Annotated in this window: 21 protein-coding genes; 9 read left to right on the top strand and 12 right to left on the bottom strand. The window is 59.0% G+C overall.

Translation table 11 applies throughout. The features are described 5' to 3' along the window. Nucleotides 1-8 precede the first annotated feature (8 nt). From VM554_12080 to VM554_12065, 4 genes are all read right to left on the bottom strand, one after another. Nucleotides 9-1,226, bottom strand: a complete 1,218-nt coding sequence (locus VM554_12080; protein ID HVJ09111.1) for a universal stress protein — start codon at nucleotides 1,224-1,226, stop codon at nucleotides 9-11. Between the two features lie 6 nt (nucleotides 1,227-1,232). Next, on the bottom strand, nucleotides 1,233-2,993 hold the full coding sequence (locus VM554_12075) for an ATP-binding protein (protein HVJ09110.1): 1,761 nt from the start codon (nucleotides 2,991-2,993) through the stop codon (nucleotides 1,233-1,235). A 94-nt stretch (nucleotides 2,994-3,087) separates the two neighbouring features. Further along, nucleotides 3,088-4,575, bottom strand: coding sequence for a DUF6798 domain-containing protein (locus VM554_12070; protein ID HVJ09109.1), 1,488 nt, complete (start codon nucleotides 4,573-4,575; stop codon nucleotides 3,088-3,090). After that, the gene (locus tag VM554_12065; protein HVJ09108.1) at nucleotides 4,572-5,366 is read right to left on the bottom strand and encodes a glycosyltransferase family 2 protein; all 795 of its coding nucleotides are present in this window, start codon (nucleotides 5,364-5,366) and stop codon (nucleotides 4,572-4,574) included. The genes VM554_12070 and VM554_12065 overlap by 4 nt, the downstream gene beginning before the upstream one ends. A gap of 389 nt (nucleotides 5,367-5,755) precedes the next feature. On the opposite strand from VM554_12065, the gene VM554_12060 reads away from it, so the two are divergent. The 5 genes from VM554_12060 to VM554_12040 all read left to right on the top strand — a co-directional run bounded on the left by VM554_12060 (nucleotide 5,756) and on the right by VM554_12040 (nucleotide 10,828). After that, nucleotides 5,756-6,748, top strand: a complete 993-nt coding sequence (locus tag VM554_12060; protein HVJ09107.1) for an aldo/keto reductase — start codon at nucleotides 5,756-5,758, stop codon at nucleotides 6,746-6,748. A gap of 22 nt (nucleotides 6,749-6,770) precedes the next feature. Next, entirely contained in the window at nucleotides 6,771-7,658 is an 888-nt protein-coding gene (gene larE / locus VM554_12055; GenBank protein ID HVJ09106.1) for an ATP-dependent sacrificial sulfur transferase LarE, read from the top strand. Continuing rightward, nucleotides 7,655-9,028: a nickel pincer cofactor biosynthesis protein LarC gene (gene larC, locus VM554_12050; protein HVJ09105.1), complete on the top strand. Its 1,374-nt coding sequence runs from the start codon at nucleotides 7,655-7,657 to the stop codon at nucleotides 9,026-9,028. Before larE ends, larC begins: the two co-directional genes overlap by 4 nt. Continuing rightward, on the top strand, nucleotides 9,025-9,840 hold the full coding sequence (gene larB / locus VM554_12045; GenBank protein HVJ09104.1) for a nickel pincer cofactor biosynthesis protein LarB: 816 nt from the start codon (nucleotides 9,025-9,027) through the stop codon (nucleotides 9,838-9,840). The genes larC and larB overlap by 4 nt, the downstream gene beginning before the upstream one ends. A gap of 106 nt (nucleotides 9,841-9,946) precedes the next feature. Continuing rightward, nucleotides 9,947-10,828: a Ku protein gene (locus tag VM554_12040; GenBank protein HVJ09103.1), complete on the top strand. Its 882-nt coding sequence runs from the start codon at nucleotides 9,947-9,949 to the stop codon at nucleotides 10,826-10,828. Between the two features lie 108 nt (nucleotides 10,829-10,936). On the opposite strand, the gene VM554_12035 is transcribed toward VM554_12040, so the two are convergent. Continuing rightward, nucleotides 10,937-11,860 (bottom strand): DUF5996 family protein, encoded by a 924-nt coding sequence (locus tag VM554_12035; protein HVJ09102.1) that lies wholly within the window; start codon nucleotides 11,858-11,860, stop codon nucleotides 10,937-10,939. 121 nt (nucleotides 11,861-11,981) lie between these two features. Next, nucleotides 11,982-14,384: a glycoside hydrolase family 3 C-terminal domain-containing protein gene (locus VM554_12030; protein HVJ09101.1), complete on the bottom strand. Its 2,403-nt coding sequence runs from the start codon at nucleotides 14,382-14,384 to the stop codon at nucleotides 11,982-11,984. A 276-nt stretch (nucleotides 14,385-14,660) separates the two neighbouring features. Here VM554_12030 and VM554_12025 point away from each other — a divergent pair, with 276 nt between their 5' ends. From VM554_12025 to VM554_12010, 4 genes are all read left to right on the top strand, one after another. Then, a complete protein-coding gene (locus VM554_12025; protein HVJ09100.1) occupies nucleotides 14,661-15,569 on the top strand; it encodes a universal stress protein in 909 nt (302 codons plus the stop codon). Next, nucleotides 15,563-16,153: a hypothetical protein gene (locus VM554_12020; GenBank protein ID HVJ09099.1), complete on the top strand. Its 591-nt coding sequence runs from the start codon at nucleotides 15,563-15,565 to the stop codon at nucleotides 16,151-16,153. Before VM554_12025 ends, VM554_12020 begins: the two co-directional genes overlap by 7 nt. 17 nt (nucleotides 16,154-16,170) lie before the next feature. Next, nucleotides 16,171-16,659: a Crp/Fnr family transcriptional regulator gene (locus tag VM554_12015; GenBank protein HVJ09098.1), complete on the top strand. Its 489-nt coding sequence runs from the start codon at nucleotides 16,171-16,173 to the stop codon at nucleotides 16,657-16,659. Between the two features lie 198 nt (nucleotides 16,660-16,857). After that, the gene (locus VM554_12010; protein ID HVJ09097.1) at nucleotides 16,858-17,532 is read left to right on the top strand and encodes a Crp/Fnr family transcriptional regulator; all 675 of its coding nucleotides are present in this window, start codon (nucleotides 16,858-16,860) and stop codon (nucleotides 17,530-17,532) included. Nucleotides 17,533-17,547: 15 nt separating this feature from the next. Here the strand turns inward: VM554_12010 and VM554_12005 are convergent, their stop codons facing one another. From VM554_12005 to VM554_11980, 6 genes are all read right to left on the bottom strand, one after another. Continuing rightward, complete coding sequence (locus VM554_12005) at nucleotides 17,548-18,504, bottom strand: universal stress protein (protein HVJ09096.1); 957 nt, start codon at nucleotides 18,502-18,504, stop codon at nucleotides 17,548-17,550. A 213-nt stretch (nucleotides 18,505-18,717) separates the two neighbouring features. After that, a complete protein-coding gene (locus VM554_12000) occupies nucleotides 18,718-19,851 on the bottom strand; it encodes an ABC transporter permease (protein ID HVJ09095.1) in 1,134 nt (377 codons plus the stop codon). Between the two features lie 9 nt (nucleotides 19,852-19,860). Beyond that, a complete protein-coding gene (locus tag VM554_11995) occupies nucleotides 19,861-20,994 on the bottom strand; it encodes an ABC transporter permease (GenBank protein HVJ09094.1) in 1,134 nt (377 codons plus the stop codon). Next, on the bottom strand, nucleotides 20,991-21,932 hold the full coding sequence (locus VM554_11990; protein HVJ09093.1) for an ABC transporter ATP-binding protein: 942 nt from the start codon (nucleotides 21,930-21,932) through the stop codon (nucleotides 20,991-20,993). The genes VM554_11995 and VM554_11990 overlap by 4 nt, the downstream gene beginning before the upstream one ends. Then, a complete protein-coding gene (locus tag VM554_11985) occupies nucleotides 21,925-22,878 on the bottom strand; it encodes an ABC transporter ATP-binding protein (GenBank protein HVJ09092.1) in 954 nt (317 codons plus the stop codon). The genes VM554_11990 and VM554_11985 overlap by 8 nt, the downstream gene beginning before the upstream one ends. Then, entirely contained in the window at nucleotides 22,878-23,912 is a 1,035-nt protein-coding gene (locus VM554_11980) for an efflux RND transporter periplasmic adaptor subunit (protein ID HVJ09091.1), read from the bottom strand. The genes VM554_11985 and VM554_11980 overlap by 1 nt, the downstream gene beginning before the upstream one ends. Between the last annotated feature and the right edge of the window lie 37 nt (nucleotides 23,913-23,949).

Genomic DNA, 23,949 nt, shown 5'->3' with positions numbered 1-23,949 from the left:
AGCAACGATTATCTGGGCTTGCTCTGCTTGCTCGCCGGGACCACCTTGCTCATCGGGACGACCTGGACGGTGATGTCTCGAACCTCTGCGAGAAAACGGTTGAGCACCGAGCCGCGCAGCAGGATATCGAGGCGCGATCGCGCCGACTGGCCAAAGACGACGTGCGAGATGTTCTCCCGCTGCGCAAATTGGATCAGCGCGTCGGAGACATTTCTGCTTTTCAGCGTTATGACATTCGCGCCCAGATCGCGCGCCATTCGCTGGATCTCTTCCAGCCGCTGAGGGGCCGCCGGGTCCTTGGGGCGCCTGTCGGACTCCACATATACCGCGTACCAGTTGGTGGCCAGACGGCCTGCGATCCGAGATCCGACGCGCAGCAGGCGCTCCGTGCCAGGCCGGGTAGAGAGGCACACCATGACCTTCTCTGGAATCGGGGCCTGCTCCAGTCCCTGAACCCGGCGATACTCCGATGCGCGTGTTCCCACCTGCTCGGCTGTGGTCCGCAGGGAGAGCTCCCGCAGCGTATTCAAGTTGCCCTTGCGGAAGAAGTTGGAGAGCGATTGCTCCACCCGATCCGCGGGATAGATTTTTCCCTGCCGCAGTCTCGCTCGAAGCTCCTCCACGGTCACGTCCACGTTGATGACCTCGTTGGCGCGGGCCAGAAAGCTGTCGGGAATCGTTTCGCGGATGGTGGTGTTTGCGGAGCGGGAGACTGCGTCGTTCAGCGTCTCCAGGTGCTGGATATTGACGGTTGCGAAGACATGGATGCCTGCTTCGAGCAGATCCAGTACGTCCTCGTACCGTTTGCGGTTGGTCGATCCGGGAACATTGGTATGCGCCAGCTCGTCGACAAGGCAGATCTCCGGCTTGCGTGCCAGAATGGCATCGAGGTCCATCTCGTGCAGTATGACGGAGCGGTACGCGATCTCGCGTTCAGGAATGATTTCGAGGTTTCCGATCTGTTCCCGGGTCTCTGAACGTCCGTGCGGCTCTACCAGGCCGATGACGATATCCGCACCCTGATCGCGCAGCAGGTTCGCATCCTGCAGCATGCGATATGTTTTGCCCACCCCCGGCGCTGCTCCCAGGTAGACGCGCAGCTTGCCTGGCTCGGGGCTCTCGCGTGGCTCGGGAACAAGCGGAAGAGCCGGCTCGACCGATGGGTCCACTGAGGGGTCGGCGGGTTGGGGCGATTGTCTCTCTTTTCCTGCTGGCAGCTCTGGCATCAATCGTTACCCATTCTCCACAGGATGGCGGCTGGCGGTCACAGCTGCGACCGGAAGGGTAAAGCGGAACGAGGTGCCGTGACCTAGGCGGCTTTCCACGGATACCTGGCCGCCGAGCGACTCCACCAATCGCCGGACCAGTGCAAGGCCCAGTCCGGTACCCTCCTCGGCGGAGGCGTTGAAGCGCCCGAAGATCGTTGGAAGACGCTCCGCTTCGATGCCTCGACCGGAGTCGCGTACGAGGAACTGAATCTTGTCCGTACCGCTCTCTTCCGCTTCCAGGCGGATCGTGCCGCCCTCTGGCGTATAGCGAACGGCATTGCTGAGCAGATTATCCAGGATGCTGCGCACAGCCCGGCGATCGGCAATGACGAGTGGGAGATCGGCGAAGCAGACGATTTCTATCTCGATGTTCTTCTTCTTTGCTTCATCGGACGTGCGGTCGAAGGCGTCCTGCAGAAGCTGGATGGGGCGGAGCTTCTGCAGGGTGAGCTTGCGATGGCCCATGTCGAGTTCGGCGACGTCGATCAAATCGGCCATCAGGTCGTTGAGTCTCTCGACCTCCTCTGTTGCACCGGCGATCAGGTCGGCCTGCAGGGGGCGCAATGGTCCACTGAAGCCATGGGAAAGCGTGTAGAGGCTGAGCCGCAGCTTCTCCAGCGGACTCCTGAGCTTGCGCGAGGCTACCTCGAGAAAGCGAGTCTTGAAGCGGTCGGTGTCCTGCATTTCTGTAACGTCTTCGAGCACAGTGACCGCGCCCAGCAACCGCGCCTCCGAGTCTCGTATGGGGGTGGTGCGCAGACGATAGCTGCGCTGCGCCTTGCCGATTCGCATGGGCAGCATTGCCGCCTCTCCCTCATTTGCGATGGCGCGCTGCATGGAGACGGCTTCGCGTACGGAGTCGAGAATCTTCTGGCCCCCCGGAGTGCTGGAGAGCGCCAATCGGTCGATCGAAGTCACGCCCATCAGGTCGCTTGACGCCTGATTCAGTTTGAGCACGTGGCCCTTTGCGTCGGTTACGATGACAGGCTCAAAGATGGATTGCAGCACCGCGTTGCTCAGTTGGAATTCCATCTGGCGGCGTCCTGATTCTGTATCCCGCAGATCGCGAAGACGAACCGCCATCCGGTTCAACTCATTACCGATGACACCCAGGTCGTCCTGTGGCCGCCACTCAACGCGCTGCTGCAGATCTCCCTGAGCCATGCGCCGTGCGCTCTCTGCCACGAGGTGAAGGGGACGCAATATGGACAGAACCAGGAAGGCCATTACCAGGATGGCCCCCAGCATGGCGAGCAGCGGCCAAAGGGCGGCTCGCAGTTCGAGAGTCTGACGCCGCGCCAGCCCGGACTCCGTTATGACGCGCTGCTTCGCAGCCTCAGCCGCGATCAGATTATCGAGAGTGCGTCCGGCGGAGGACAGCACGCGATCCTGGGCTATCGCTCCAAGGGTGGCAGCTCCACTGGGGTCGAGGGCTCGCAGGGTCTCTGCGGCCATCTTCATCAGCCGCTGTGTCTGGTTGTGCTGGATTTCGCGATCCCTCTGCAGGTTCGCGTCTCCTGCTGCGATGCGGAGGTCGAGACTCTCTTCCCTGCGCATGGAGGACCGAAGCTCTGCGAGAGCGGCCACAGCGCGATCGGCCGATTGCACCTGATCGTTGGCCGACACGAGATGCCGGGTCGTATTGCGATAGGAGAGACCGAGGCCCAGCAGGATCGCCAGGAGCAGAGAACAGCCGAGGATCAGTCTCTGAAGAATCGTCAGCATCGCAAAGAAGTCTCAAAAGCAGCATACCGGAGTTTGCCGCCGCGGTTCTCCTTCAAGATGAGCGGAATTGCGAGCGAAGCCTGCGGAGCCGTTGCTAATGCGAAGGCGCAGGAATCTGGCAAACACTTACGGTCGGGTTGCTGTAGGGGCAGGGCAATCCTGCTGGTGCAGGATGCCTTACAACCACCCAACTTACAGGGTACTCCTTTGCCAGGCGCTCAAAATCGGTGACGGTGAACGTCTCCCATCCCTGCTGCGCTTTCTGTTCTGCGGCCCATTCGTCGGCCAACTGCGGAAAGAGCGATACGGCACCGCTGTCCTTGTAGTAGTCGGAGAGGACGCTGCGTTCGGCGATGGCGCGGAAGCCGTGCTGATCGACATCAGGCATGGTTACGTATTTCGGTTCCAGGGCAAAGACCGCGTCCTTCGGCGTGTTGGAGCGGATCCAGCGGAAGGCCTCGCCCCACTGATTCTTCGGCTCTACCCACGGCCACTCAATATGGCGGCTGTGGGCGTATGCGCTTCTCTGTGCCAGGCACATTCCACTGGCGAGGGGCAGAAAGAGCGCGAGCCAGCGCCATGCGCGGGCTTTGAGAACGTACTGGCCGACGAGCCCGCCGAGCAGCACGAAGAAGATGATGTAGACCAGCAGGAATCCCCGCATGGGCTGCAGCCGGACAAAGGGTTCAAAGCGCCGGGTAGAACTGAGTATGAGGAAAGCGATGGTGGTCAGCAGTCCAAAGGGCAGGAGCGCACGGCTCAACTGACGAAAGCCCGGGAGCGTTCCTTTTGGAGAAAGGCGGGAGAACCACGCCAAAATCAGCATGGGGGCAATCACGCCTAGCCACTCATACCACTGCCAAAGCTGCGCGAAGAAGAAGGTGCGCATGTACAGAACATCGTGGTAGGCGCCGTGCGTGGGCTGAAACTCAAAGCCGGTAGGCAGCCGATCTGCGACAAAGGCATAGGCCGGCGCGGGCTCCGGCACTGCGAACCAACCTAGAGGAAGGGCCAGAATCGCACACAGGGCGAAGCCGTAGGCGGCATTCTGGGGATGCACCAGCGCGGTGAGCAACAGCCAGAGAAAGGCTTCCTTCCTGTGACTGGCGAGGAAGCTTGCCACGGCGAGCATGGTGGTGGGTGTCGACAGGGAACGGGCCGTCAGGTATGGATCCATGATGACCAGCGCGGTTCCGGCGACGGGAACCGTCAGCACGGCTGCCACCAGGAGCACCGCACCCCAACGAGCGGAGGCGCCTTCGAAGCAGAGTGTCGCGAGCCGCCAGACGGCGATCATCATGAGGAAGATGCCGAGGATATGCCAGAGAAAAATGGCGAGATCCGGAGGCATGTGGCCTAATTTCGCGGTCTGCGCGACCAGCCAGGAGAAGATGGACAGACGACCGTGGTGCTCAAAGAACTCGGCTCCGAAGGGATACAGCGCCGGGTCGAATGCCTTCTTGACTGCCGGAACATAGATGGCGGCATCGTCCGCACCCAGGTGATATCCGTGGACGAGGACGGCTCCCAGGGCAACCAGCAGAAGCTTCAGAAATGGTTCGCGCGGACGATCGGAATTCACCGGTGCGTATCCTCAAGCGCGAAGACCTGCTCGTCCTGGGGTAGAAAGGGCTCGGGAAATCTGAATTTATCTGGAGTTACGAAGCCAATCTTGGTGAACAGGCACTGCAGCGTTGTCGCCAGCACGCCAAGGCCATACCTCACGCTGCGCTGAAAGTTGATGGATGACGCTTCGGGAAAATACCGCGTCGGGCAGGATAGCTCGCCAATGCGTGCCTTCAGCAGGATGCATTGAGCGATCACCTGATTATCGAAAACGAAGTCGTCCGAGTTGTGGGCAAGGGGTAAGGAGCGAAGCAGTTCGCTGCTGTAGGCGCGATATCCGGTGTGATACTCCGACAGATGAGCGCCCAGCAAGAGGTTCTGGAAGCCGGTCAGTGCGCGGTTGGCCACATACTTATAGAGAGGCATGCCACCTCGAAGAGCGCCCCCTCCAAGCATCCTGGAGCCGAGCACCAGGTCGTAGGCGTTGTAGGCCACCATGCTGGCCATCGCAGTGAGAAGCAGGGGAGAGTATTGGTAGTCGGGGTGAATCATCACCACAACGTCGGCTCCCCAGGCGAGCGCCTTGGAGTAACAGGTCTTCTGGTTTCCGCCGTACCCCTGGTTCTGCTCATGTACGGCAACCGTCAGGCCGAGTTCATGGGCGAGCTTTACCGTCTCGTCGGTGCTGGAATCATCGACGAGGATGATTTCATCCACCACGTCCGGTATCTCGCGTACCGTGGCCTCAAGCGTGGACTCCGCATTATATGCTGGCAGGACAACTACGATTCGTTTTCCATTGATCATGCTTGGGTCACAGGTCCATTACGGCGAGTGCTGTACCTTTCGTGAGATGCACCCCGTCCGGAGAACGCAGTCTGAACAACGCTTGAAGCACCAGTCGGGATTTTATAGCAGCGTTGCATCTTTTCTCGTTACTTTTAGATAAACAGGTATCTTCCCCGTGCATACCTGAGGCCCTCAGAATCTTCATGGGCGCTGTGGCGTTAAAATAAAGCCCAGCCTTATGGCGCCAGAAGGCACGACGTCGTAAGAAGCAAGCATGGAGTGGAACCACTTAATCAGACCATCCAGGGACAAAAAAGTCACGGTGGTTTCCATCAATATTTTTGACCGTCAAGAGAACTTCGAAGTCCAGGCCCTGAAATCTAACGCGAAAGTTGCAGGAGTGACACATGGAACGTCGAGAGTTTTTGAAGTCGGCGGCTGGTGCGGCGTTGATCACCGGCCTGGGTTCCTCGGCCAATGCTTTCGCGTCTGGGGGAGAGATTCCCCGGCGCGTGCTCGGCCGCACAGGTGTTCCGGTCTCCATCGTAGGGGTAGGCGGCTATCACATCGGGGCTTCTTCCGTACCGGAGGAAGTGGGCATCCGCATTATCCGCACTGCTTTGGATTCGGGTATTAATTTTCTGGATAATTGCTGGGATTATAACGGTGGAGAGAGCGAGCGGCGCATGGGGAAGGCTCTGCGCGATGGCTACCGTCAGAAGGCCTTCCTGATGACAAAAATCGACGGGCGCACCGCGGTTGCGGCGCAGAAGCAGTTGGACGAATCGCTCTCCCGCCTGCAGACCGACCATATTGACCTGATCCAGATCCACGAAGTGATCCGCATGGAGGACCCGGAGCGGGTTTTCGCTGCCGGTGGCGCATTGGAGACACTGGAAAAAGCTCGGAAGGCGGGTAAGGTCCGATTCATCGGATTTACCGGTCATAAGAGTCCCGCAATGCACCTGCACATGATTGACACGGCCAGCCAGCACCACTATACCTTCGACACGGTGCAGATGCCGGTGAATGTGATGGACGCGCAATTCAACAGCTTTGCCAACCAGGTGATCCCGGTAGCGTCCAAACTGGGGATGGGGATCCTGGGCATGAAGGGGCTGGGCGGCGGCATCTTCCTGCAGAGCAAGACCGTCAAGCCGGTGGAGTGCCTGCACTATTCGATAAGCCAGAAGGTGCACTGCCAGATTACCGGCTGCGATTCCATGCAGATCCTGAACCAGGCGCTTGATCTGGCGCGGAACTTCCGCCCGATGGATGAGGCGGCGATGAAGGCTTTGCGGGCGCGTGCTTCGAGCGAAGCGGTGACTGGCGAGTTGGAGAAGTACAAGAACACCCAGAACTTTGACGGGACGGGCAGGAATCCGCAATGGCTGGGTTGAGCGGCATCGCGGGGTAGAAGGTATGAGCTTGATTCTGGAAACGAAGAAGCGGCGGCTGGAGGAGCGCCTGCGAGAAATTGGCAGCGTGATGGTTGCTTATTCCGGCGGAATCGATTCCGCCTATCTCGCCTACGCTGCCAGCCGCATTCTCGGGGACCGGATGCTTGCGGTGCTGGCGGATTCGGCAAGCCTGCCGCGAAGGGAACGCGAGGAGGCGCAACATTTTGCCGCGGAACACAGCATCCCATTGCGGATCGTGACGACCCATGAACTGGAGAAGGACGAGTACGCAAGGAACGGCGCGGATCGCTGCTTCCACTGCAAGAACGAGTTGTTCGACGTGATGGAGCACGAGATGGGGTCGGGCGAGTTTGCCGCAATCGCCTATGGGCTGAACCTCGATGACAATCAGGATTTTCGACCTGGCCAGAAGGCCGCGCGCGAGCATGGGATTCTTGCGCCGCTGGCCGAGGCAGGATTGACCAAGGAAGATGTGCGCGCCCTGGCCCACGAAGCGGGGTTGCGGCTGTGGGACAAACCCGCATCCGCCTGCCTTTCCTCGCGAGTGGAATATGGGAGGCGGGTAACGCCAGAGGTGCTGCGGACCATCGAGGATGCCGAAGAGGCGATGCGGCGGCTGGGCTTTCGCCGCTTTCGGGTACGGCACCATGGCGACATTGCGCGCATAGAGATTGCCGTTGAGGAGATGGCTGCGGCGCTCGATGTAGCAACGATGAAGGTGATCTCCAAGGCAGTCAAGGCCGCTGGGTTTCGCTATGTAGCTATCGATTGCGAGGGCTATCGCTCGGGATCGATGAACGAGATTCTGCCGGTGGAAGTCTTAAGTGGTGCCGGTGGGCATGCACCTGCAAGCTTAGACAGAGTGAAGGAAGATAAGACGAGCGCATGAAGACTGCGTATATCGAATGTTTTGCGGGAATAAGTGGCGATATGCTGCTGGGCGCGCTGGTGGATGCAGGGGTTTCTCCCGCGATGCTGGAGCAGACTGCAGCGGCGCTGGGATTGGGTGCGACGCTTCGCGTTGCGCGTGTCAACCGCAGCGGCATCCAGGCCACGAAGGTGGACGTGCTGGTGGGCGGGGAGCTGGCGGAAGATGCAGGCTCACATGAGCATTCTCAGAAGCGCCTGCATGACCACGCGCATGAGCACGGGCACGAGCATGCGCACGACCACCAACATAGCCATGACCACGAACATGCGGATCACCCGCACGAGCTTGCCGATCCAGAGGCTGGAAATGCCCATTCGCATGAGCACAGCCGCAATCTTCCGGAGATTCTGAAGATCATCGAAAAAGCGGAGATCTCTTCGAAGGCGCGGCTACTGGCCAGCGATGCCTTTCGCCTCCTGGGTGAGGCAGAGGCGCGGATTCACGGCGTGCCTGTGGAGAAGATTCACTTCCACGAGGTTGGCGCGGTGGATGCGATTGTGGACATCGTCTGCAATGCGGTTGGGTTGGATGCGCTGGGCGTTGAGCGATGGATTTGTTCTCCCCTCAATGTGGGTAGTGGCTGGGTCGATTGCGCGCATGGGCGTTTTCCTGTTCCCGCGCCGGCGACGGCGGAGTTGCTGCGAGGCGCTCCGACCTACTCCTCCGGCATCCCGATGGAACTGGTGACCCCCACCGGAGCGGCTTTGCTGCGAGCGCTGGGCTGCGATTTCGCGGAGCAGCCCCGCATGCGAACGGAGTCGATCGGGTACGGAGCGGGCCATCGCAATCCTGAACGATTTCCCAACGTCGTGCGCCTCAGCATCGGGCAGTCGCAGGATGCTCCTGTGTTGATGCCCCGTGAGACGGTGGCCGTGCTGGAGTGCGCCATCGACGACCAGAGTCCGCAGGTGCTGGCGCATTGCATGCAGCTTGCGCTGGAGCGTGGCGCGCTGGATGTGATGTCCACCCCGGTGACGATGAAGAAGGGGCGCCTGGGAACGCTGCTCACGCTGTTGGTGGCCCCGGAGCGGAGCGCGGAGTTTGGCGAGCTGTTGCTGCGCGAGACCAGCACCCTTGGCTATCGCGTGCGCGAAGAATCGCGGGTATGCCTGGACCGTGCCTGGACCGAGGTGGAGACAGCCTACGGGCGCGTTCGTATCAAGAGAGGAGCCTTTGCGGGCGTGGACTATAACTTTGCACCGGAGTATGAAGACTGCCGTCTGCTGGCCGAAGAGCGCGGCGTGCCGGTGAAGGTGGTGTTGCAGGCCGCTATAGCAGCGGCTGCTCTGCAAGCGGCGCCTTCGACAGAGGCAGGAGCCATCCGATGACGACGCGGGAGACATTGCTGGCGTTGCTGCAAGAGGTACGCAGCGGAATCGTCGATCCGAGCGAAGCATTGGGGCAACTCTCGCATCTCCCTTTTGAGGACGTGGGATTTGCGAAGATCGATCACCATCGCAGCCTGCGCATTGGCCTGCCGGAGGTGATCTACGCCGCGGGCAAGACGGCGGAGCAGGTGGCGGAGATCTTCTTCCGCATGGCGCGCAAGGGCGGAGATGTGCTGGCGACACGCGCGGATGCTGCGGCCTTCGATGCGGTGCGCGAGCTGGTGCCTGGGGCAAAGTATCACGAGGTTCCACGCATCATCACGTTGCGTCAGCAATCGGTGCGACAACTGCCCGGAAACATCGCCGTTCTCTGTGCGGGTACCAGCGATCTTCCCGTAGCGGAGGAGGCTGCGATCACGGCGGAGGCGATGGGCGCCTCGGTCGATCGCGTCTATGACGTCGGAGTCGCGGGGCTGCATCGATTGCTGTCGCAGCATGAGGTGTTGGGCCGCGCCAAGGCGGTGATCGTCTGTGCCGGTATGGAGGGCGCGCTGCCGAGCGTCGTAGGTGGCCTGGTTGGCGCACCGGTGATTGCTGTGCCGACGAGCGTTGGCTATGGCGCCGCATTTGGCGGGGTGGCCGCGCTGCTTGGCATGTTGAATTCCTGCGCTCCGAATGTGACTGTGGTGAATATCGACAATGGCTTTGGCGCTGCGTATGTTGCGAGCATGATTCTGCGCCAGAGCGCCGTTGCCGCCGATGATCCGAGCAACTCCGAGGGCCGCGGAGTTCAATCCGAGCTGGCCAAATAAGCCGGGTAGGTCCGAATCCGGAGAATTTTTCAAGGCTGCGAGAAAACCTCACGCGCGCCTGGTCACATCCCACATGCGCGGCACGCTTCCGCGTTGAGGGAGATCCATGGCATCGACTGTGTGGAAGGGATATATTACGTTTGGCCTGATTTCCGTCCCTGTGCGCCTGTTTGCAGCGGCGCGGGAGACGCATATCAGCTTCAATCAGATCCACGAAGTCTGCGGGACGCGCATCAAGCAGCAGCTTTATTGTCCCCACTGCGAGCGGGTTGTGGAGCGGAGCGAGCTGGCCAAGGGCTACCCGGTAGACAAGGACACCTATGTTCTCGTCTCCGACGAGGAGCTGAAGGGGCTCCAGGCAGAGTCGTCCGAGGCGATGGAGATCCTGCAATTCGTCAAGCTGGACGATATCGACCCCATCTATTTCGAAACCTCTTACTACAGCGTTGCGGAAGAACCGGGACGCCGTGCCTATGCCCTGTTGATGCAGGGCATGGAGCGGCTCCAGGTGGCTGCCATTGCCAAGCTGACGATGCACCAGCGCGAGCAGGTGGTGTTGATCCGTCCTTACCACAAGGGGCTCGTCCTGCACACGCTCTACTATGCCTCTGAAGTACGAGAGGTGAGCGAATTCGGAAAGGATGAAGACCTTAATCTGCAGCCGCAGGAGGTACAACTGGCGGAGCAGTTCATGAAGCAGCTCACAGGCCACTTTCAGCCGGAGCAATTCAAGGACGAGTATGAATCCCGCGTAGAGAAGCTGGTGGAGAGCAAGGGAGCCGGCCAGTTGGCCGCACCTGCGCAGACGCAGCATCGCCGGCTGGCTCCGGTGATCAACCTGATGGATGCTCTGAAGAAGAGCATCGAGGCTCGCCAGATGGAAGAGCCGAAGGTGCAGGGAGAGAAGAAGCCGCCGAAGAAAGTGGCGGTCGAGGAATCCCGCGCCGAGCGGAAGTCCGCTCCGCAGCGGAAACGCAAGGCAGGCTGAAGTTTGATTTGCTTCGGCTTCGATTGGCTAAAGATACGAAGGTATGGCCGTGAGTTGCTTGCAACTCGCGGCCATCTTCTTTAGTGGCACCGCGGGATGGCTCCCGATCTAGACTGCAGCGGCCGGAGCCCTCTCCAGCGAGTGGCGATCCCATCCTGCGAGTGTTGATGCGGCATCGTAGACGCTCTCAATAAACTGCATGACATCCTCATCTGGCGTGGAGGAGGAGCATACGTCGTCGTACTTGAGGATGAATTCTTTCAGGTTGTTATCATAGAAGGCCTTTGCCGGCTGGATGGCGTGCTGGCTGAGTCCGGCGGGTTCCGGAGCGGCATAGGCATAAAAAGCCGCGGCTCCATAACCTCCGTTGCCCGGCCAGAATCCTACACTTATCACTTCGTGGGAGTAGGCTTCACGGGTGATGCTGTCCGCGTCCTTGCGGGGCGGTGCTGGCCTGCCGGAGAAGCGCGTCACCGCCAGATCGAAGCTGCCCCAGAAGAAATGGACCGGGCTTGCCTTGCCCAGAAACGCAGTCTCGAACTTCGAGAAGATCGCCTGGGATCGCACGAGGATCTGCCAGAAGCGGTGAGCGTATTCGGGATCATAGCTTGCGTGCTGGACGTCTTGCGGGAAGGGAATCGGGTTGCTGATCTCCACCGGCTTTTCATAGATGGATACCTCGATTCCGAGCACCTTCAATGTCTCCAGAAACTCGGCATAGAACGCCGCGACAGACTGCGCCCGCAGTGGACGGGCAATCACCTGGCCATCGCCCATGCGGGTGACGAGCTCGTGTGCAACAAAGTCGAACTCGACATCGAACACGGAGCCATTGTAGGGAATGCCCCCGGTGGTCAGGCCTCTTGCGCTGACGTAAAAGGGAACATTCCACCAATGATTGCGGAGCGGGTTGAGCGCCAGCCGAACCTTTCCGACGATCTGTGTCCACATATGGAGTGTGTCAGCGGTGTCCTTCCACTCATCCCAGCGAAGAGAGGGCCATTTCTGTTGTGGCGATTGCGATGTCGACATGAAAATCCTCCACCCTGATGCCCATTCAATATACGGCATTGAAATCCGATGATGAGCGTGCGCCCAAAAAAGCCCGGCTGCATAGGAAGATGCAGCCGGGCATGAGCTAAGGTGCCTTTGCTTATTTGCCGATGGTGAGATCGCCCTTAAGCGGAGTGTTTTCGGAAGAGTCGCCAACCAGGATGGTGAACTTGCCCGGATCGATCTTCCACTGATGGGAGGCAACATCGTAGTACGAGAAAGAGCGGTCGTTCAGCTTCAGCGTGACGCGCTGCTTCGCACCGGGCGCCAGGCGAACCTTCTCGAATCCCTTCAACTCCATGACCGGACGCTTGACAGTTGCCGAGGGATCGCTCACATAGAGTTGCGCTACCTCCGCCCCCTCGCGACGGCCGGTATTCGTGACGTCGAAGGAGACGGTCACTTCGTCGCCGGCCTTGACGCTGGCAGGAGTGACTTCAAGACCGGAGAAGCTGAAGGTCGTGTAAGAGAGGCCAAACCCGAAGGGAAAGAGGGGCTTCCTGCTGGCGGACGTGTAGTAACGGTAGCCATAGAAGAGGCCTTCGCTGTACTTCACGTGAGGGATTCCGTCCGCGCCGGTTGTGGCGTAGTAGCTGTCGTGGACCGGACTCTCCTCCCAGGAGCCGTCGAAGGTGGCGGGCAGCTTGCCTTCAGGATTGTGCGCGCCAAAGAGAATCTCCGCTATGGCCCTTCCGCCCTCCTCTCCGGGATACCAGTTTTGGAGGAGGACGGGAACCTTGTCGATCCATGTCCGTATGTCTACCCCTCCGCCGGCGGTGATGGCGACGATCGTCTTCTTGTTCTCCGACGCAACGGCCTGGATCAATGCGTCCTGTCCCCAGGGCAGTTGGAAGGTACGATCGGAGCCTTCGCTTTCAGTTGCGGTGTCAAAACCCACGGCAACGACCGCAGCATCGGCGAGAGCCGCGATCTTCCTGCTCTCGGGCGAAATCATCTCGTCGGCGGAGCGTATGCCGAGGTTGAGGTTGCGACCGGCGGAGTTGCCGATATAGTCCAGCCGGATGGAAGTGGGCTTGCCGGCCTGGAGCGGTATCTCGACCCATCGCGGGGCCTGGCCCTCCCTATGGTGCTGCTCCAGCCACATCTTGTCATTGACGGTCAATTTGTAGGTGTCAGAGTTCGACCCGGAGACCAGGAAGAAATAGTTACCGCTTTTGGCCGGAGTATAGCTTGCGGTGTAGCGGATGGCGGTTGGCCGCGGAGTCGATTCGGCGTTTTTCGAGGGGCCGATGCGCTGTTCCGTACTTATCCTTGGCGTGCCGGTGAACTGGTCATTGTCGAAGAACTCCACCCGTACGCCGCTGTCGAACTTTGTCTGCTTTAGAATCTCGCGGAAGGTTGGCAGGCCACGGGCGTAGAGCACTCTCACCTTGTCGTGGCCAAAGTTGCTGAGTCCCGTCATGATGCCTTCCGACTCAAATGGCGTCACTTCGGAACTGCCGCCTCCACCACTGACAGCCGGCCACGCATCCGGGCCAAGCACGGCAATTGTCTTGATGGTATCTGCGCTCAGGGGAAGCACTCCGCCTTCATTCTTCAAGAGCGTGATCCCCTCGCGGGCACACTGAAGGGCCACTCGACGTCCCTCCTGGCTATAGAGGGGGAGACTCAGATCCAGTTGCGGACGATCGAGAAAGTGAAAGCGGAGAGAGGTCGCGAAGATGCGCTGTACTTTCTCATCGATCGCTGCCGTGGTTACCTTGCCATCGTGGACGGCAGGCAGCAGGTTCTTGCGGTTCATGAACTTGCCATAGGGCATCTCGAGATCGAGTCCATTGTTCGCGGCGCCCACCGCGTCATAGGTCGCATCCCAGTCCGACATGACGATGCCTTGAAATCCCCAATCCTTGCGCAGAACCTGAAGATTGAGGAACGGATTCTGAGTAGCATGCACGCCGTTGACGAGGTTATAGGAGTTCATCACGGCTCCAACATGAGCCTCGCGAACCGCAGCTTCAAAGGCGGGGAAATAGATCTCGCGCAAGGTACGCTCGTCCACATCGGAGCTGACATTGTGGCGATCAAACTCCTGGTTATTGGCGGCGTAGTGTTTGACGGTTGCAATCACGCCCTGGCTTTGCACGCCGTCGATGTAGCGGACAGCGTTGCGGGCCGAGAGGTAAGGATCCTCGCCGAGATACTCGAAATTGCGCCCATTCATCGGGGCGCGGTAGATGTTCACGCCGGGGCCGAGCAGGAAGTTGACTCCGCGGGCACGGGCATCTCTTCCCAGCGAAACGCCGACCTTTTCCGCAAGTTCAGGATCCCACGCGGCAGCCAGTCCGATTCCGGCTGCGTACGCCGTGGAGGGGCCCCAGGTGCGAACACCCATTGGGCCGTCGGACATCTTCAGTTGAGGAAAGCCCGCGTCAGGCATCGCGCGGATGAACATGTCATTCTCGCCGCCGATGAGATCGATCTTCTCCTCGAGCGTCATCTTGCCGAGCATGGCATGAGCCCGTTGTTCGATGGCCGGACTCATTGGCACAGGTGCTTGCGCGCGAACCACGGATGTACACAGGGAAGCAGACAGAAAAATGGCTAAAGCAAACGATTGATTACGCATCTTTTGAGCGCTCCGGAATCGCGTCCAGCCTACAGAAGCAGGTTTCTTTTTGCAAAGGGATTTCCGGGGCACGGCCTGTCATTACACGCGAATGCCGTCGATCCTGTGATGTAAGTCACAGGCAGACGTGAATTCCGTCACTGTTTCTGTTGCTACATGGAGCCAAACTCGAAGATCTGTAGAGGTGACTTCATGCCGTACACGGCGTCTCCTGAGATCAAAACCATTGTTGTAGCGACGGACTTATCCCAAACTTCTGCGGCGGCGCTGCATTATGCGCGGTTGCTGGCGAGCGTCTATGGCGCGCGCGTCATTCTGGCTCACGTGATCGACCCGGTTTCCTATGCGAATCTCTCCGACGTGCCGCGGCAGGTACTGGAGGAGATGACGGACGCGGCGCGGGAAGAGATGGATCGCCTGGCCGATGAGTTTCTGAGTGCGGGCATTCCGAGCAACTCCGAGGTACGGCAGGGCGTGGTGACTCACCTGTTGCTGCAGGTGATCGAACAGTACAAGGCCGATCTGGTGATTTTGGGTACGCGCGGCGCGAAGGGGATTGGCCCGGTAGTGGTGGGAACGGTTGCGGAGCAGCTTGTTCGCTTGGCGCCTTGCCCGGTAATGGCAGTGGCCGCGGATGTTGTCAGTACAAGCGAGGCAGAGCTTACCGGGGGTGAAATTCTGGTGCCGATTGAGAGCGACGCAGCAGCGGGAAAGGCGATTTCCGTAGCTCAGTCGCTTGCGAAGCATATTCATGGTGGCATCATCCTGGTGCATGCGCGGACGCAGGCAGAGGCATTGGCCAAGACCGATCCCTGCGCTGCGACCGCAGCCAGCGTGAATGCTGCCCAAGGGACGGCTGGGGTTCCTGTGCGCTGCCTGGTAAAGGATGGGACGCCAGCGGATGTGATTGCCTCGGTCGCTGCGGAGTATCGAGTCTCCATGATTGTGGTGCCCGTCAAGCGGGAGAGTCGCAGCAAGAGTGCGCACGGCACGGCATACGAGGTCATTACGCGAGCGAGGACGCCGGTATTTTTTATTCCTCCTGCGGTGGCGGTTGCGGCGGATCCAGCTCCCCCGGAAGGAATGGTAGTGCGATGCTGAAGCAACTGATCCAGCACCGTTGGATCTGCTTTGTGCAGGGCGGGCTGACTTTGTTGCTGAGCATCGGGTTGATTAGCTTGCGTCCCTTGATTGAAGACCGGTTGATGGGGACGTTCGTAACAGTAGTCGTGTTGTTAAGTACCGGTTTTGTGCTGGTAGCGGCAGGGTTGCTTGACCTGGTAGTTGCCGTCGAGGTTACGGCTCGGCAAAGAAGAATGCATACGGTTTTGGTGTGGTGGCTGCCGGGCTTGATTGGCCTGGGGGTGGGGCTGACGGTACTGTTGGCTCCTTCCATTACCATGCGATTGCTGGCCGTGGTTGCGGCGTTTCATGCGCTTCTAGTGACGGCTCTGGACCTGGCCATGCTTCCCAGCTTCAGCCGCCATCCGCTGCCGCGGAACCTGCTGCTGGTTTCGGCTTTCCTTTGCATCACTTTTGGAGTGCTGCTGGTGGTGGGCGCGCTGGGAACGGAGGCTATGGCGATCCGCGCTGTTGGATTTTATGCACTGTATTTTGGGCTTCGCCTGATGTTTATGGGGAGCCAATTGGCGACCGGGCATCACGCGGCGGTCGCCGTTTCCTGATGAAGGAAAGGAATTTCATGCTGAGCTATGATCGACAAGACAACCTGAGCGCCCTGACACCCAGGCCGCTGACGGAACTGCTCGCATGTCCGGGCCAGCTTGAGCAACAGCTAGGCGCTGCCGCACAGCGGCGACACTACGCTGCCGGAGAGTTGCTGTTTGCCCAGGGCACTGAGTGCGACGGGCTTTACCTGCTGCTGACTGGTGAGTTTGCCCGGTCGGCCCAACGGCGGGAGAAACGCCTGACCCTGGGGACCTTGCATGCGGGAGATCTGGTAGAACTGGCAGCCGTACTCGGTGACCACCGGCACAACTACACGCTGGCTGCGTCCACGGACGCTGCGGCCCTCGTCTTCCCGATGAGCGTGCTCCAGGCCGCGTTTCAGGAGTATCCGCCGCTGCGCATGCATCTTCTTGAGGAGCTGGGCCGCGAGGTTTCGCGGGCGTATGGGCTGGTTTACCTGCCGCGGAAGACGAGGATACGTCACCCCGGAGGCGGGCGCTAGACCCATGGGAGCTAAATCTGTGCGGCAGGAGTTCCTTTAGACGTGGAAAAAGGGGAATCTGTGGCGTTTCCGGCAGAGCTGGAAGAGGAAGATTTTTCAAGGTATTGGCAGCGAGGAGAGTTGCGCTATACTGAGAGAGAAATCTTTGACGCGACAACTATGTCTTCCCCTCAAGGTCATCACGCAACAGAAGACTGCATGAATTGCGAGCACCGCACATTGCGGATGTTTTGCAACCTGACTCCAGAGGCGTTGAAGGACTTTGACGGCATTGGTATCCAGATGAGCCATGCCCGCGGAGCCAAGCTCTTTGCCGAGGGCGATGCGGCACGGAATGTCTTCATCATGTGCAGTGGCCAGGTGAAGATTTCTTCTACATCACGCGATGGCAAGACGATGATCCTCAAGATCGCCGGCCCTGGGGATGTTCTGGGACTGAGCGCGGTGTTGGCGAATGTTCCTTATGAAGTGACATCCGAGGCGATTGAACCTTGCCAGGTCAAGGCGATCCGCAAGCAGGAGTTTGTCGATTTTCTGGCGAAACACGGCATCGCCAGCATGCACGCGGCACAGTCGCTTTCCAGCGAATACCTTACCGTCTTCCACGATGCCAAGCGGCTTGCGCTTTCCGGCTCCGCTGCCGGCAGACTGGCGCGTCTTTTGCTGGATTGGGGTGGCTCTGTCTCCTGCGGCAAGCCGGAGATGCGTTTTACCCTTGCCCTGACCCACGAAGAGATCGCCAATATGGCGGGCACTTCCCGGGAGACGGTCACCCGCCTGCTGAATCAGTTCCGACGCAATCAATTTATCAGCATCAAGGGAACTGCACTTACGATTCTCAAGCCGGAAGAGCTGGAAAAGCTAACCGCTTAGGCTCCGCTCTCCAGCTTATTCATGTAACACAAAACCCTGTTGATTCAGTGAAGTTTCCTCCACCTGGTCTGGCTCCCTAAGGGTTAGGACGGGGCAGCGCGCGTGCGCCAGCACGCGATAGACAGTTCCTTCGCGAGCGATCGCCCCCATGGCAGAGCTATGGACCGCTCCCAGCACGATGAGGCTGGCATGTACGGCGGAGGCATGCGCAAGAATCTCAATGGCGATATGTCCGGTGACAACTCGTGTGGAGCATGCGCACTGGCAGGCGAGATCGCTGGGGATCAGAGACACCAGTTGATCCTTGGCCCACCCTTCTGTGGCATACCCCTCTGCGCCAGGAGCGAGGTCGTGATTTGAACCGCCCGGCGTAAGCACATGCAGCAGAATGAGTTGCGAGCGAGAGGCACGCGCTACTTCGCACGCAAGTGCTGCGCTGGCGCGGGAGGCTTTACTGAGTGACGTTGCGTGCAGGATGGTCTCCTGACCATCGACTGCAGCTTCACCCTGGTGAGCCTCTGGCCCCACGGTAAATACAGGGACCGACACCGAGCGCAGCACTTGCTCTGCAACGGAGCCCAGAAGCAGTTTCCCCCACTTGCTTCGGCTCCGCGTGCCGAGCAGTACCCGGTCTATATGGAGCTGCCGGACCGCAGCCAGAATCTGTTGCGTTGGCGTGCCCTCGCGGACCAGCACTTCGCAATCGATATTGGCCTGCCGCGCCTCGGCGCAATAAGACGCAAGGAACTTCTCGGCATAGTGGATGGCTTCAGATGGGCTGTAATAGGGGAGTCCGCCGGGATCGACGGCGATGGAATTGGTTGCTGTCAAAACGTGCAGGAGGAAGAGGCGGGCACCAGATTGTTTGGCCTGTTGGAGGGCAAACGGAAAAAGCCGGTCAACGTCCCCCAGATCTGTTGCGACGAGGATCGATGCCGGCTTGCTCCAGCGATGGCTGCCAGGTTCCAACATGTTGGATCTCCTGCCGGGAAGAAGCTTTCCACTTCCCGCCATGCATTGGATGTGTTCCCGGGCACTGGCGGTTGTGACAACTGCTTCGTACGGGAAGCCTCTGACGGCTCTACTCTACGACCAAAGAGCCGGGAATGAAAGCCCCTCAGGGGGATGGGCTGGGAACCCCTCCGGAGGCAGATGCGAAGGGGTATCTGCTGCCGGGGCGTCCGTTTAATCGAGCGCCTTGTGGAAGCGAAGCACCGCCATCGTGAGGAGGCTGACTCCCAGGATGGCCATAGCCAGCATCTGCGGCCACAGCAGGTCTAAACCGGAGCCCTTCAAGAATGTTCCGCGAAGCACCACGAGGAAGTAGCGCAGTGGAATGAGATAGGTAAGGTTCTGCATCCATTGGGGCATGGTGCTGATGGGGAATCCGAAGCCGGAGAAGGTTATCGCCGGCATAATGAAAAAGAAAGCCGTTACCAGAGCCTGTTGCTGCGTTGATGAGATAGTCGAGATCAACAGCCCCATACCCAGCATGCAAAGCAGGAACAGAACTGTGCCCAGCAACAGAACCAGAACGTGGCCGCGGAATGGCACCTGGAACCAGAGCGTTCCCAGGATGCCAATCAAAGAGACATCGAACAACCCAATGAGGAAGAACGGCAGCGTCTTGCCCAGCATGAACTCCAGGGGGCTGATGGGCGTGACCATGATTTGTTCCAGTGTGCCGATCTCGCGTTCGCGCACGACGGCAAAGGCTGTCAGGCTGACCACAAGCACAAGCGTCAGGCTGCCAATGATTCCGGGTACAAAAAACCAACGGCTCCTCAGATCGGGGTTGTACCAGGGGCGCTGTTCGAGTTCGACTGAGGGAATCCTCTCCGTGATCTGAGGCGAGATGCGATAGAGCCGGTCCTGCTGGTAATCGTGCGCAAAGCCGAGCGCGATCTGATTGATGTAGCCCGACGCGATGAGAGCTGTATTCGAGTTCGTCGCATCGACAAGGACTTGCAGAGAGGCGGTCTGGCCTTTTCTCAGATTCTGCGCGAATCCGGGGTTGATCTGTAACCCGACTGTTGCCTTGCCGCGATCGACGAGATTGCCTAACTCGCGAGAATCGGTGAGCTGCCTTTCGACGGTGAAGTAGGGGCTCGACGTAAACCTTGAGATGAGATCGCGGCTCTCCTGGCTGTGATCGAGATCGAGCACGACGGTGGGCACGTGATGAATCTCGTAGGTCGCGGCATAGCCGAAGACGAGCATCTGGATGATAGGGGGGCCGATGAGCAGAAGGCGCGTGCGCTTGTCCCGGAAGACCTGGATGAATTCCTTAATGAGCAACTGCTTGAGACGCGCAAACATATCAGTCTCCTAAACCAGCTTCTTGTGAAAGGTTCGCGTAGCGAGCAGCGCCAGCAGCAGAGAAAAGACAGCCAGGGGAAGCAGATCCGCCGCAAGCAAACTTATGGGGGTGCCCTTGAGAAAGATCTTCTTCAGTATGGAGACGTAGTAACGCGCCGGTAGAATGTGCGTGATCCATTGCAGCACCACAGGCATCTGTTCAATCGAATAGAGAAAACCGGAAAGCAGAAATGCTGGAAGGAATGTAACGAGGAGAGCGATTTGACTCGCTGCCAGTTGGCTCTTTGCGACGACGGAGATAAAGAATCCGAGGGAGAGCACCACCACCAGGAACATCGCGGAGCTGATGAGGAGCGTAAGTACTGATCCGCGGAAGGGGACGTGAAACCACTCCACTGCGAGCAAAGTGCAGATCACGACATCGACCATTCCTATGATGAAGTAGGGAACCAGCTTGCCCAGCATGATTTCGAGCGATGTTACCGGAGTGGAGATCAACTGCTCCATCGTGCCGCGTTCCCATTCCCGCGCGATAGTAAGGGAGGTGAGGAACGCTCCGATTACCGACATCACCAGCGCAAGCACGCCGGGAACGATAAAGGCGCTACTATCGAGATTCTCGTTGTACCAGGTACGGGTTTCGACGCTAACCGAAGCGGTCTGGGCTTGTAGCCCCTGACTGCGAAGCCAGTTGAGTTGAATGTCCGACGAGTAGCTTTGGACCACAGCCCTGGTATAGCCAATGAGTATGTTGGCAGTGTTGTCATCGGTCGCATCGACAATTGCTTGCAGTTGTGTGGAACGCCCATCCTGGAGCCGCTGCGAGAAATCCCAGGGAATCACGATCCCCATCCTGGCACGGCCGCTATCCATGGCTCGAACGAGCTCCGGATAATTCCTTGCGACCATGACGATGTTGAAATACTCACTCGCCTGGAAGCGTTTGAGGAGATCCTGGCTTTGCTGACTGCCGTCGCGATCATACACATAGACCGGCAGGTGTTTCAGGTCGAGATTCACGCCATAGCCGAACAGCAGCATGAGGATCACGGGCATGAGCAGGACGATGATCAAGCTGCGCGAGTCGCGGCGAATCTGGATAAACTCCTTCCGCGCGACGGCAAAAAAACGGGTGATGCTCATGACGGTTTTGACTCCGCGGTGAGAGCGACGAAGACGTCCTCCAGGCTGGGACGAATCGTCTCGACGCGTCTTACGGTCACACCATGGTTTCGCAGATAGCCTTTCACTGCGGGTATTGCGGCATCGGCATGCTTCACAACCAGGTGCAGCGCATTTCCAAAGACAGCTGCATCGAGGACATCTGGAGCGGATTGCAATGCTTCCACCGCCGGACCGAGCGGCTCGCATTCGACCAACAGCAAATCTCCTGTCATCGATTTCTGCTTGAGTTCTGAAGGAGTGCCGAGCGCGACCATTTTGCCGCGAAAAATCAGTGCGAGCCGGTTGCAGTATTCTGCCTCTTCCATGTAGTGGGTGGTGACGAAGACCGTCACACCTTCTCCCGACATCTGGTGGATCAGATCCCAGAACTGGCGGCGCGAGATAGGATCGACACCGGAGGTAGGCTCGTCAAGAAATAGGACAGGTGGCTTATGCAAGACGGCGCATCCGAGGGCAAGACGTTGCTTCCAACCGCCGGGAAGCGTGCTTACGAGGGAATCCTCCCGGCCCTTCAGATTCGCCATCTCGAGAGCCCAATCGATGCGTGCTTTGAGTTCGCTGGAACGAACTTCATAGAGACCGGCAAAGAGGCGAAGGTTTTCGATGACCTTAAGATCGTTATAGAGCGAAAACTTTTGCGACATGTAGCCGATGTTCTGTCGAACCATCTCAGGAGCGCGGCTGACATCAAAGCCTGCAACCACGGCTCGGCCAGAGGTGGGCCGAAGCAGGCCGCAGAGCATTCGAATCGTCGTGGACTTGCCTGCGCCATTCGGGCCGAGAAAGCCAAAGATTTCGCCTTTCCGTGTTTCCAGGCTGATGTGATCGACAGCCACGAAATCTCCAAATTTCTTCACGAGATTGTCGACCACGACGGAGTTGCCGTTCTCAGTCATGGGGCGATACTCCTTGCCCACTCGTTACAGCATCCACGAAGAGGTCTTCGATGGTTGGCGTAACCTGACGGATTGCATCGTAAGGAATGCCAGAGTTGCGCAGCCGATTCTCGAATTCCGGGATGCGACGGCCAGCATTGTCTACGACTACGTGCACGCCATCGCCAGTCAGGATCAGACTCGAGATTCCCTCCGCATGTTCTAGTTCTTGATGGGCGCGGCGTGCATCCGAGGATGGAATCGACAGCACGTCTTTTCCAAACTTCATCTTTAGATTGTCTGGAGTGTCGCAGAAGAGCAGCTTGCCTTGATGCAACAATGCGACACGATGGCAGCGCTCTGCCTCATCCAGGTAAGCAGTCGATGTGAGGATGGCGATACCTTCGGAGATGAGCTCATAGAGAATGCGCCAGAAATCCCTGCGTGAAACCGGATCGACGCCGGTTGTAGGCTCGTCGAGAAGAACAATCCTGGGCCGATGAATCAGGGCGCAGACGAGTCCCAGTTTCTGTTTCATTCCGCCGGAAAGATTTCCAGCAAGGCGCTTGGGGAACTCGCTCATCCCCGCGGCCTGAAGCAGTTGCGCAGCACGCGTGTCTCGTTCTGCTCTTTTTACGCCAAAGAGATCGGCATAGAAGCGAATGTTTTCGGTGACGGTGAGGTCCTCGTATAAGCCGAACCGCTGCGGCATGTAGCTAAGGTCGTGTTTGGCAGCCTCCGGAGTGCGCACCACATCAACGCCGGCGACAGTGGCTCCGCCTTCGTCTGGCAGCATGATGCCGGCGAGCATGCGCAGAGTTGTTGTTTTGCCTGCGCCATCCGGTCCGACCAGGCCGAAGATCTCTCCGGGCTGCACATCGAACGAGAGATGATCGACGGCGCAGACTCCAGCGAAGCTCTTTGTGAGATCGCGAACCGTGATCGCGGATGACGAAGGAGCTGCCATCACTTCTCCTGCACGTTCTTTTGTTGCGGCGCGGAGTTGCTGCTCCCTGCAATCGTGACGTGGGCATCTGCTGGCATGCCGGGCTTCAATTCGTGATTCGTGTTGTCGATATCAATCTTGATCCGGTAGACCAGCGTTACGCGCTCCTGATACGTTTGCACACTCTTCGGAGTGAACTCGGCATTCGAGGCAATAAACGAGATTCGTCCGTGGTATTGCTTGCCGGGGTAGGTGTCTGTGGTGATGACAGCATCCTGTCCCCAGCGAACGCGGCCAAGATCGGTCTCAGCAAGATAGGCGCGTAGCCAGATGTGATCAAGATCGGCGAGGGTAACTACGGGTGTGCCCGGAACAACCACCTCTCCTTGTTCCGCCTGGCGCACGGTGATGACGCCGGATGTTGGAGCATACAAAGTTGAGTAGCTCAGATTGACGTGCGACATACCGAGGTTGGCGCGTGCCGCGTTGAGGTCGGCGCGCGCGATGGCTACGTCCTCTTTGCGGTTGCCTTCCTGGGCTTTGTTGTAGCGCTGCTCGTTGGCTTCAAAGGATGCCTGGGCACGCTTGAGCGCAGTCTCGGCAAGATCGCGATCCTGCGCCGAGATGGCGTCTTCGCTGTAGAGCCGCTCGGCGCGTTGCGCATCCAGCTTCTTCTGCTGCAGGTCGGCTTGCGCATCGAGCATAGTCTGCTGCGCGGCCTTGATGTCCTGCTCGCGAGTACCGGCGAGAACGAGATTGAGATTGGACTGGCGCACGCCAACGTTAGCTTGATCGATGTGCACCTTCTGCTGGTAGTCGGCCTGATCCAGGCGTGCAATCAGGGTGCCGCGTTCGATCCACTGGCCTTCTTCGATGGGAAGTTCGACGATGCGTCCTGGCACCTTGAAGCCGACCAGGCTCTCGTGCGCTTCAATATTACCGGAGAGCGTGAGCTGGTTGGCGGGCGGAGCTTTCCGCTTGAAGCGCGGATAGAGATACACTCCGGCGGCAACCAGGGCCGCCAATACAACCAGAACAATAAGACGACGTTTCATAGATTCAAACCTCGCAGGCTGGGTTTCTCTGATACAC

The sequence above is a fragment of the Acidisarcina sp. genome (assembly GCA_035539175.1).
GTDB lineage: Bacteria > Acidobacteriota > Terriglobia > Terriglobales > Acidobacteriaceae > JANXZS01.
Note: the sequence above shows the minus strand (reverse complement) of the source record. Positions and strands in the feature narration are given on the sequence as shown.

Coding starts and splice junctions, on each gene's coding strand:
- VM554_12080 (HVJ09111.1), bottom strand. CDS start 1,226: ATGCCAGAGCTGCCAGCAGGAAAAGAGAGACAATCGCCCCAACCCGCC.
- VM554_12075 (HVJ09110.1), bottom strand. CDS start 2,993: ATGCTGACGATTCTTCAGAGACTGATCCTCGGCTGTTCTCTGCTCCTG.
- VM554_12065 (HVJ09108.1), bottom strand. CDS start 5,366: ATGATCAATGGAAAACGAATCGTAGTTGTCCTGCCAGCATATAATGCG.
- VM554_12060 (HVJ09107.1), top strand. CDS start 5,756: ATGGAACGTCGAGAGTTTTTGAAGTCGGCGGCTGGTGCGGCGTTGATC.
- larE (HVJ09106.1), top strand. CDS start 6,771: ATGAGCTTGATTCTGGAAACGAAGAAGCGGCGGCTGGAGGAGCGCCTG.
- larC (HVJ09105.1), top strand. CDS start 7,655: ATGAAGACTGCGTATATCGAATGTTTTGCGGGAATAAGTGGCGATATG.
- larB (HVJ09104.1), top strand. CDS start 9,025: ATGACGACGCGGGAGACATTGCTGGCGTTGCTGCAAGAGGTACGCAGC.
- VM554_12040 (HVJ09103.1), top strand. CDS start 9,947: ATGGCATCGACTGTGTGGAAGGGATATATTACGTTTGGCCTGATTTCC.
- VM554_12035 (HVJ09102.1), bottom strand. CDS start 11,860: ATGTCGACATCGCAATCGCCACAACAGAAATGGCCCTCTCTTCGCTGG.
- VM554_12030 (HVJ09101.1), bottom strand. CDS start 14,384: ATGAGTCCGGCCATCGAACAACGGGCTCATGCCATGCTCGGCAAGATG.
- VM554_12025 (HVJ09100.1), top strand. CDS start 14,661: ATGCCGTACACGGCGTCTCCTGAGATCAAAACCATTGTTGTAGCGACG.
- VM554_12020 (HVJ09099.1), top strand. CDS start 15,563: ATGCTGAAGCAACTGATCCAGCACCGTTGGATCTGCTTTGTGCAGGGC.
- VM554_12015 (HVJ09098.1), top strand. CDS start 16,171: ATGCTGAGCTATGATCGACAAGACAACCTGAGCGCCCTGACACCCAGG.
- VM554_12010 (HVJ09097.1), top strand. CDS start 16,858: ATGAATTGCGAGCACCGCACATTGCGGATGTTTTGCAACCTGACTCCA.
- VM554_12005 (HVJ09096.1), bottom strand. CDS start 18,504: ATGTTGGAACCTGGCAGCCATCGCTGGAGCAAGCCGGCATCGATCCTC.
- VM554_12000 (HVJ09095.1), bottom strand. CDS start 19,851: ATGTTTGCGCGTCTCAAGCAGTTGCTCATTAAGGAATTCATCCAGGTC.
- VM554_11995 (HVJ09094.1), bottom strand. CDS start 20,994: ATGAGCATCACCCGTTTTTTTGCCGTCGCGCGGAAGGAGTTTATCCAG.
- VM554_11990 (HVJ09093.1), bottom strand. CDS start 21,932: ATGACTGAGAACGGCAACTCCGTCGTGGTCGACAATCTCGTGAAGAAA.
- VM554_11985 (HVJ09092.1), bottom strand. CDS start 22,878: ATGGCAGCTCCTTCGTCATCCGCGATCACGGTTCGCGATCTCACAAAG.
- VM554_11980 (HVJ09091.1), bottom strand. CDS start 23,912: ATGAAACGTCGTCTTATTGTTCTGGTTGTATTGGCGGCCCTGGTTGCC.